At 60.2% G+C, this 1,269-nt stretch carries 2 pseudogenes; both read right to left on the minus strand.

Annotated elements, in window-relative coordinates:
* Positions 1-106: pseudogene (locus tag ACGYK7_RS19150) on the minus strand (hypothetical protein); the annotation flags it as partial.
* A 68-nt stretch (positions 107-174) separates the two neighbouring features.
* Positions 175-1,147, minus strand: a pseudogene (locus ACGYK7_RS19155) (IS5 family transposase).
* Positions 1,148-1,269 lie beyond the last annotated feature (122 nt).

The raw sequence follows: 1,269 nt of genomic DNA on the forward strand, positions 1-1,269 counted from the left end.
AATCCTGCGACCGCACCCGGAACACCTGGCTGGTCGCCAAATCGTCGTATTCATCTAGAAAACAGGCCCCGTCATGCGGCGCAATCATCCCCTCCGACAGGTAACAACGGTATCTGAACGGACTCTGTTGCGCAAATCAGCTGACGGACGGTTCTCCCCTTTCCCCAGACGGATTTATCCCACGGCTTTCGTGACGGGGATGCCAAGGGCGGTGTAACCGTTCAGGATCGCAACGCGCACCTGAACCTCAGCGACTTGGCGGTCAAAGTCGCGCGCCATCAGCCGCTGGCCCAGCAGTTTCATGCAATGCATCTTCGTCTCGACGCGGCTCCGGCGGTGGTATCCGCTCCAGTTTCGCCAGAGTGCCCGGCCCAGATATCTTGATGCGCGCAGTGCGTCGTTCCTGGCGATGGCACCGGCGGTGGTTGGCTTCCATAGCTGGGCGCCTCGGACGTGGCGGTATCACCGCAGCCGCACCGCGCTCGGCGATGGCGTTATGACATCGGCGCGTGTCGTATGCACCGTCCGCGGTCACACTGCCAATCTCCTGATCGTGCGGGATCTGGTTGAGGAGATTAGGTAGCATCGGTGCATCCCCGGTGTTGCTGCCCGTGATCTCGACTGCTCTGATTTCCAGCGTTTGTTCATCAATGCCGATGTGGATCTTGCGCCAGACGCGCCGTTTGGGGCCGCCGTGCTTGCGCGCGTTCCATTCGCCTTCACCCTCGACCTTGATCCCTGTGCTGTCCACTGCCCGGCAGTGGTTTGTCTTCAAACCATGAGAGGGGATCAGCAGGTGCAGCGGGCCCTTCGCGCCTCGATATGGAATGTTGACCGCAAGTGTCTTTTGGCGTCGGCAGATGGTGCTGAAGTTAGGCACATCCCAATCGAGTCCCGTCAACCGCAGGAGGCTTCCCACAAACCCAGTCGTCTGGCGAAGCGCCATCCCGAACAGGACTTTCATCGTGAGGCACGTCTGGATCGCGGCGTCGCTGAACGTCTGCGATCTGCCCCTCTTGCCGGAGGGTTTGGCATCCCAGTCCATCTCGGGGTCGAACCAGATCGTCAGTGACCCGCGGCGCTTCAAAGCCTCATTGTAGGCAGCCCAGTTCGTGGTCTTGTAGGTAGGTGATGTCGGTTTGCTCATGCAGGGAGGCTACCACACTGGATTCACGACATGAATCCCTCACCCGCTTTGTGCAACAGAGTCGCGGCAAACCCTCAGCGGCGAGACCATGTCCACCATTGGTCCGAGGACAATGGTCGAGC

This window comes from Sulfitobacter sp. 1A15299 (genome assembly GCF_043556915.1).
GTDB lineage: Bacteria > Pseudomonadota > Alphaproteobacteria > Rhodobacterales > Rhodobacteraceae > Sulfitobacter.